Here is a 7,483-nt window from a genome sequence, read left to right on the forward strand (position 1 = left end):
GGTGCCGTGCATCGCAAGGCGGAGGAGAAAGTCATGGCGGAGCCATGGCGACCGACGACCACGCGGCGGGGTGCGGCACCGGGGCACGGGAGCCCGGCCTGACCCGGAGGAAAGGCCCTCGGTGCGGTCCGCCGTCCTGCGTTGAATGCCGGAGGCAACACCGTGCCCGCGCACGAACACGAAAGCGACACCACCACCGATCCCCTCGCCCACGAGCGCGCCCATCTCGCCGCCTCGCGCGCCGCGCTGCGCGCCATGCGCGAGGACGCCCAGGCCCTGAACATCCGCGATGTCACGGCGAACTGGGTCAACGCCGCCGTACTGCAGGCCCAGATCGCCGACCGCATCAAGTCGCTCGCCGATCTCGCCCACACCCCGCTCTTCTTCGGACGGCTGGACTACCTCCATGTCGTCGGTGCGGCGCAGGCCGAGGGCGCGGAGGGCGAGCAGTTCTACATCGGGCGCCGTCACGTCCACGACGCCGAAGGCGATCCGATGGTCATCGACTGGCGCGCGCCGGTCTCCCAGCCGTTCTACCGGGCGTCCCGCAACGACCCGCTGGACGTCGGTCAGCGGCGCCGCTTCGGTTACACCGGCGGTGAGCTGACCGCGTACGAGGACGAGCACCTCACCGACCCGTCCGAGGCCGCGCAGACCAGCAAGCTCCTCCAGGCGGAGATCGAGCGGCCCCGCGTCGGTCCGATGCGGGACATCGTCGCGACGATCCAGCCCGAGCAGGACGAGATCGTCCGCAGCGAGCTCGGGGGCACCGTGTGTGTGCAGGGCGGTCCCGGCACCGGGAAGACGGCCGTGGGGCTGCACCGGGTCGCGTACCTGCTGTACGCGCACCGTGAGCGGCTCGCCCGCACCGGCACGCTCGTCATCGGGCCGAACAAGTCGTTCCTGCACTACATCGAGCAGGTGCTGCCGGCCCTCGGTGAGCTGGAGGTGAAGCAGGCGACCGTCGACGACCTGGTGACGGCGCACGTCGAGGTCCGGGGAACGGACGAGGCGCGGGCCGCCGTCGTGAAGGGCGACGCCCGGATGGCGGAGGTGTTGCGCAGGGCGATCCGTTCGCACGTGACGATGCCGACGGAGTCGGTGATGGTGGTGCGCGGGTCGCGGCGCTGGCGGGTCCCGGCGTACGAGATCGAGGAGATGGTCAAGGAGCTGCTGGCCAGGGACATGCGGTACGGGGCCGCGCACGAGGCCCTTCCGCAGCGCATCGCGCACGCCGTGCTGGTGCGGATGGAGGAGGCGGGCGAGGCGCCCGACGACCGGGTGCAGAACGCGGTGGCGCGCACTCCGGCGGTGAAGGCGGCCGTGAAGGCGGTCTGGCCGGCGGTCGAGCCGTCGAAGCTGGTGCTGCGGCTGCTGTCGGACCCGGACTTCCTGGCCGCGCACGCGGACGGGCTGCTCAGTGAGGACGAGCAGAAGACGATCCTGTGGACCAGGCCGGCCCGCAGTGTGAAGTCGGCGAAGTGGTCGGCGGCCGACGCGGTGCTGATCGACGAGGCGAGCGATCTGGTGGCGCGCACCCACTCGCTCGGGCATGTGGTGATCGACGAGGCGCAGGACCTGTCCCCCATGCAGTACCGGGCGGTGGGCCGGCGCTGCTCGACCGGTTCGGCGACCGTCCTCGGTGACCTGGCGCAGGGCACGACGCCGTGGTCGACGGAGAGCTGGGATCAGGCGCTGCGCCATCTGGGGAAGTCGGACGCGGTGGTGGAGGAGCTGACGGCGGGCTTCCGTGTGCCGCGTGAGGTGATCGCGTACGCCTCGCGGCTGCTGCCGGTGATCTCGCCCGGTCTGGCGGCGGTGGAGTCGGTGCGTGAGTCCCCCGGTTCGCTGTCGGTCCGGGAGGTGGGGGCCGCGGGCACCGACGCGCTGGACGCGGCGGTGGTCGCGGCGTGTGTGGAGTCGCTGGAGCAGGAGGGTTCGACGGGTCTGATCGCCGCCGACGCGCGGATCCCCGCGCTGGCCGGGGCGCTGACGGCGGCGGGCCACGCCTACCTGTCGCCCGGTGAGGAGACGACCGCGGAGTCCCGGCTGACTCTGGTCCCGGCGTCGCTGGCCAAGGGCCTGGAGTACGACTACGTGGTGCTGGACGAGCCGGCGGCCGTGGTCGACGGGGAGCCAGACGAGCGGACCGGGCTGCGCCGGCTGTACGTCGCCCTGACCCGTGCGGTGTCGGGGCTGATCGTCCTCCACTCGGCGCCGCTGCCGGCGGAGTTGGGGTGAGGGCTGTCCCGCCGAGGATGACGGGACAGCCCTGAGGAGCTGTGCGGGGGCGGGGCGGTGCGCCCCGCCCCCGCGTCCGGTCAGCCCTTCGTGCACGCCCTCCCGTTCAGTTTGACTGTGCCCGGGTCCGCGGCGGCGCCCGAGACGCTGCTGTTGAACCCGAAGTCGACGGCCGCTCCCGGCGCGAGGGTGCGGTTCCAGGACAGCGGTGCGGCGGTCACCGTCCGCCCGTACTGGGCGAGTTCGGCGCTCCAGGTGTGGCTGAGCCTCTGGTCGCCCGGCAGCAGCCAGGTCAGGGACCAGGGGGTGAGCGCCTCGGTCCCGGTGTTCTTCACCGTGACCGTGGTGGTCGAGCCGGTGCTCCACGGGTGCGAGGAGTAGGTGACGGCGCAGGAGCGGGCCGGCCCTGCCCCGTCGCCGGCGTCGTCCAGGTAGGAGGCGACGAAGGCGAGCGGCGCGTTCCAGTTGATGGCGACCTCGTTGGTGGCGTACGAGCCGTTGTCGTCGAGGTAGCACATGGCGGCGGCACAGCCGGTGAGCCTTGCCGCGGCCTCCGGGTCCCCGGAGGTGGGGGCGGTGAGGTTGGGCCCGCCCGCGAGGGAGCCGGCGGGCGGGTGGGGCAGGGACGGGTCGCTCTGGTGCGCCCAGACCCGGTGGTGCTGGTTCTCGGAGCTGCGCTCGCCGTACCCGGTGACGTAGGACTGGTTCAGCGGGTTGCGTCCGAAGAGGTAGTCGGCGCCGCGCAGGACGGCGTCGCGGTACCCGGCCTTCCCGGTGATGTCGGCGGCGGTGGCCAGCACGATCATGTTGTTGAGCACCTGGCTGTTGGAGCCCCAGACGTAGTTCTGGCCGGCCGGGGCGTACGGGACGCCGTACAGCTGGTCCTCGGTCTGGCCGGCGTAGCGGTCGGCGGCCGTGGTCACCACGGAGCGGACCTGTGCCAGCTGGCCGGCGGTGAGGTCGTTGGGCACGGTGGCCAGGGTGAGGACGCCGAGTCCCGCGGTCCCGCCCCACCACATGCCGCCGTCGGCCGGGAAGGCCGCGTCGGTGTCACCGTGCAGGGGCGAGTCGAGGAGCGCCTGGCGGTAGGGGGCGGCGCCGGTAGTGGTGAAGAGTTCGGCCGCGGCCCAGTAGAACTCGTCGGAGACGTCGTTGTCGCTGTAGGTGCCTCCGCCCGTGCCGTCGGCGGGGTCGGCGTACACGTCCGGGTGGGCCTTCGCCGCGGTCCACGCCGTCTCGGCGGCGGTACGGCAGCGGCCGGCGAACTGCGCGTCGTACGGGGCGAAGAGCCGGGCGCACTGGGCGGCCGCGGCGGCCAGGTTGAGCGTCGCGGCGGTGGACGGCGGGTGCAGTTCGCGCTGCTGGGGGTCGAGATCGGGCATCATCGGCAGGCCGGTCCACTGGGCGTCGTGCATCTTGTGGTGGACCATTCCGGCGAGCGGCTGCCCGGCCGGGACCTGCATGCGCATCATGAAGTCGAGCTCCCAGCGCGCCTCGTCGAGGATGTCCGGCACGCTGTTGCCGTGCTCGGGCACGCGCAGCGCGCCGTCGCCCAGTTCGGCGGACTCGGCTCCGTCGGCCGTCAGGGTCCGCTCGTACGTGTCCATCAGTTCGGCGACCGCGATGCCGCCGTTGACGACGTACTTGCCCTGGTCGCCGGCGTCGTACCAGCCGCCCCGTACATCGAGCCGGTAGTCGCAGACGCCCGGCTGGCAGGGGACGTCCGTGTCGCCCTTGTTGGGGGCGACGCCGAGGTGTCCGGCCGGGCGCGCGTACTGCTCACCGACGAGGTCGGCGTCGATCTCGATGCCGCTGCGGTTCTGGTAGAAGTACGCGAGCGAGTCGCCGCGCAGGGTGTCGTACAGGTCGGACCGGATCGAGAACGGTTCGCTGACCTGGCCGTCCGCCTCGACGGTGTAGCCGTCGCCGGGGGTGGTGACCTCGCTGAAGTCGAAGGTGTGGACGTTCTGGCGCGAGGTCGGGTCCACGCCGCCCGGGACGGTGGTGCCGGTGGCGGCGGCCGATCCGTCGGCGGCCCTGAGGGTCCAGGGCAGGGGCTCGGTCGCCTCGGTGACCAGGGTGCCGTTCTTGGGGCCCTGCGGGAGGTAGCCCACCTGGTTGACGCGGACCGCCGAGCCGGTGTCGGGCACGTACACGGGCGGCTCGGCGCCGCCGCGCAGGGACACGTCGTCGAGACAGAAGGTGGCCGCCTCGTCGCTGCCGCCTATCTGGAAGGCGACTTGGGCGGCGTCGCGGTCCGCGGTCGCGGTGAAGACGTGCGTGACGGGGGCCGCCTCCGTGCCGATGAGGTCGGTCGCGGAAAGGTCCGTGGTCCACGGGTCGACGGCCATCTGCACATTGGTGTGGATGGACAGCGGGGTGGTGGAGGTGGCCGTGTAGGTGAGGCTGTACGTCTCCCCGGCGACGAGCGGGATGTCGTTCTGGCCGACGATCACGTCCCACGGGTTGGCCGTTCCGGCCGGTACGTCGGTGCAGAGCCGGCCGTCCGTGACGGCGGCGGCGGTGTTGGCGGTCCACCACCAGGGTGCGGTGCCGGCGGTGAAGTCGCCGTTGGTGATCTGCTCCGGGGCCGGGTCGGCGTCCTCGGCGGCGGCACCGGGCGCGGTGAGGACACCGCCGAACAGTGCGGTGAGGGCTAACGTGCCGAGCACGCGACGCCCGCGCCGGGCGCGGGTGCGACCGGTGGGGGACGGGGGCGGAGAGGCGTTCACCGGGGGCCTTTCGGTAGGGGCGGGTGAGAGTCCGGTGCATGACGGATGAGCGGTGGGAACGCTCCCATATTTGGCAGACAGAGCCGGGGAGGCACCGTGGGAGCGTTCCCACACCGCCACGTCGCCATTGTGAAGCCCGTGGTGTTTGTTACGCCAGGGTCGTGACAGCACGAGCCTGAGGACGGCCCGGAGAGGCGGCCTCGCGCAAACGGGCGGGGCGGGACGGCGTGTCCGGCATCCCGCCCCGCCCGCCGCGCCCGCGCGACCCCCGCTACGCGTCGAGAATCGTCCGCCACTCCCGTACCGCCGCCGCGTCCACCGGCCGCGACCAGCCGCCCGGCCGGGCGGCGCCGCCGATGTGGACGGCGTCGATGCCCGCGTCCAGCAGCTCCGGCAGATGGTCCAGCCGCAGGCCGCCGCCGACGAGGATCTGCGGCTCGTACCCGGGCTCACCCCTGCGCGCCGCCTCGACGAGCAGGACGGGAATGCCCTCGTCCACCCCCGCGGGCGAACCCGCGGTGAGGTAGGTGTCCAGGCCCGGCAGGTCGGCGAGGGCCTTGCGCAGCGAATCCCGGTCGGCGGCGCGGTCGATCGCGCGGTGGAACGTCCACTTGCAGCCGTCCAGCTCGGCCACGATCCGTTCGACCGCGACGAGATCGGGGTGACCGTCCTCGTCCAGGAAGCCGAGCACGAACTCGTCCGCGCCCTCCGCCCGCAGTTCACGCGCCTTGCGTACGAGCACGCCGACGTCGCCGGCCGCGAAGCCGTCCGCCACCCTGAGCATCACCCGCAGCGGAATGTCCACCGCGGCGCGGATCTCCGCGAACGTCGCGCAGGACGGGGTGAGGCCGTCCGCCGCCATGTCGGTGACCAGCTCAAGCCGGTCCGCACCACCCGCCTGGGCAGCGACCGCGTCCTCCGCGTCGAGAGCGATCACCTCCAGGACTGCACGGTTGCTCATGGGAACCCAATCCTCCAGGAAGCATCTATAGGTCTAGTCCAATGCCAGCCTACGGGGCGGTAGGCCGGGGGCGCAGCCTCACCGCGAACGTGAAGATACGCGAGGTCGGGCGCGCGACCGGCGACCGGAGGCGCGCGGTCCGCGCCTTCGCAAGGGATCACCCTTGCGTTCCCATAGGGGTAGGGGGTATACCTGAATCAGAAATACATACCCCCTAGGGGTATGCATCCCGCCATATGAGGAGGCCCCCGTGTCCGCGCAGACCGCAGCCACCACCGGCACCATTGCCCCCGGCGGTACCGGCGGACCCGCCGGTACCGGCACCACCGCAGAGGTCGAGCTCGCGATCGGCGGCATGACCTGCGCCTCGTGCGCGGCCCGGATCGAGAAGAAGCTCAACCGGATGGACGGGGTCGAGGCCACCGTCAACTACGCCACCGAGAAGGCCAAGGTCAGCTACCGGGGCGAGGACGTCTCCGTACAGGACCTGATCGCCACGGTGGAGAAGACCGGCTACACCGCACAGGAGCCCGCCCCGCCGGCACGCGGCGGCGACGCCCCCGTCGAGGCGGCGGAGGCGGACGAGCTCCGCCCGCTGCGGCAGCGCCTGATCACGGCGGTCCTGCTCGCGGTGCCGGTCATCGCGATGTCGATGATCCCGGCGCTCCAGTTCGACGACTGGCAGTGGCTCGCCCTCACCCTCACCGCCCCCGTCGTCACCTACGCCGCCTGGCCCTTCCACCGGGCCGCGTGGACGAACGCCCGGCACGGCGCGGCCACCATGGACACGCTGATCTCGGTCGGCACGTCGGCCGCTTTCCTGTGGTCGCTGTGGGCGCTGTTCTTCGGCACCGCCGGGATGACCGGCATGACGCACCCCTTCGAGCTGACCATCGGCCGCAGCGACGGCTCCGGGAACATCTACCTGGAGGCGGCCGCAGGCGTCACCGCGTTCATCCTGGCCGGGCGCTACTTCGAGGCCCGCTCCAAGCGGAAGGCGGGCGCCGCGCTGAAGGCGCTGCTGGAGCTCGGCGCGAAGGAGGTCACCGTTCTGAGTGACGGCCGCGAGGTCACCGTGGGCACGGAGGACCTCCGGGTCGGGGACCGGTTCCTGGTCCGCCCGGGCGAGAAGATCGCCACGGACGGCACGGTGGTGGAGGGCAGTTCGGCGGTGGACGCGTCGATGCTCACCGGTGAATCCGTGCCCGTCGAGGTCACGGTCGGCGACGCGGTCACCGGCGCGACGCTGAACGCGGGCGGCCGGCTCGTCGTCGAGGCGAGCCGGATCGGCGCCGACACCCAGCTCGCCCGGATGGCGAGGCTGGTCGAGGACGCGCAGAACGGCAAGGCCGCGGCGCAGCGGCTGGCCGACCGGATCTCGGCGGTGTTCGTCCCCGTCGTGATCGCACTGGCGCTCGGCACGCTCGGCTTCTGGCTGGGCAGCGGCGAGGGCCTGACGGCCGCGTTCACGGCCGCCGTCGCCGTACTGATCATCGCCTGCCCGTGCGCCCTGGGCCTCGCCACCCCGACCGCCCTCATGGTCGGCACC

At 72.4% G+C, this 7,483-nt stretch carries 4 protein-coding genes; 2 read left to right on the forward strand and 2 right to left on the reverse strand.

Annotated elements, in window-relative coordinates:
- Positions 1-162: 162 nt before the first annotated feature.
- On the forward strand, positions 163-2,241 hold the full coding sequence (locus ACGFZA_RS37970) for a HelD family protein (RefSeq protein WP_385288173.1): 2,079 nt from the start codon (positions 163-165) through the stop codon (positions 2,239-2,241).
- A gap of 80 nt (positions 2,242-2,321) precedes the next feature.
- Here ACGFZA_RS37970 and ACGFZA_RS37975 read toward each other — a convergent pair whose 3' ends face one another.
- A complete protein-coding gene (locus tag ACGFZA_RS37975) occupies positions 2,322-4,913 on the reverse strand; it encodes a glycoside hydrolase family 9 protein (protein ID WP_393685249.1) in 2,592 nt (863 codons plus the stop codon).
- Positions 4,914-5,244: 331 nt separating this feature from the next.
- Positions 5,245-5,934: a copper homeostasis protein CutC gene (locus tag ACGFZA_RS37980; RefSeq protein ID WP_385288168.1), complete on the reverse strand. Its 690-nt coding sequence runs from the start codon at positions 5,932-5,934 to the stop codon at positions 5,245-5,247.
- Between the two features lie 250 nt (positions 5,935-6,184).
- Between ACGFZA_RS37980 and ACGFZA_RS37985 the strand changes: the two genes are divergently transcribed.
- Positions 6,185-7,483: heavy metal translocating P-type ATPase (locus ACGFZA_RS37985; RefSeq protein ID WP_393685252.1), on the forward strand; the 1,299-nt coding region annotated here is incomplete at its 3' end.

Source organism: Streptomyces sp. NPDC048211 (assembly GCF_043202315.1).
Classification (GTDB): domain Bacteria; phylum Actinomycetota; class Actinomycetes; order Streptomycetales; family Streptomycetaceae; genus Streptomyces.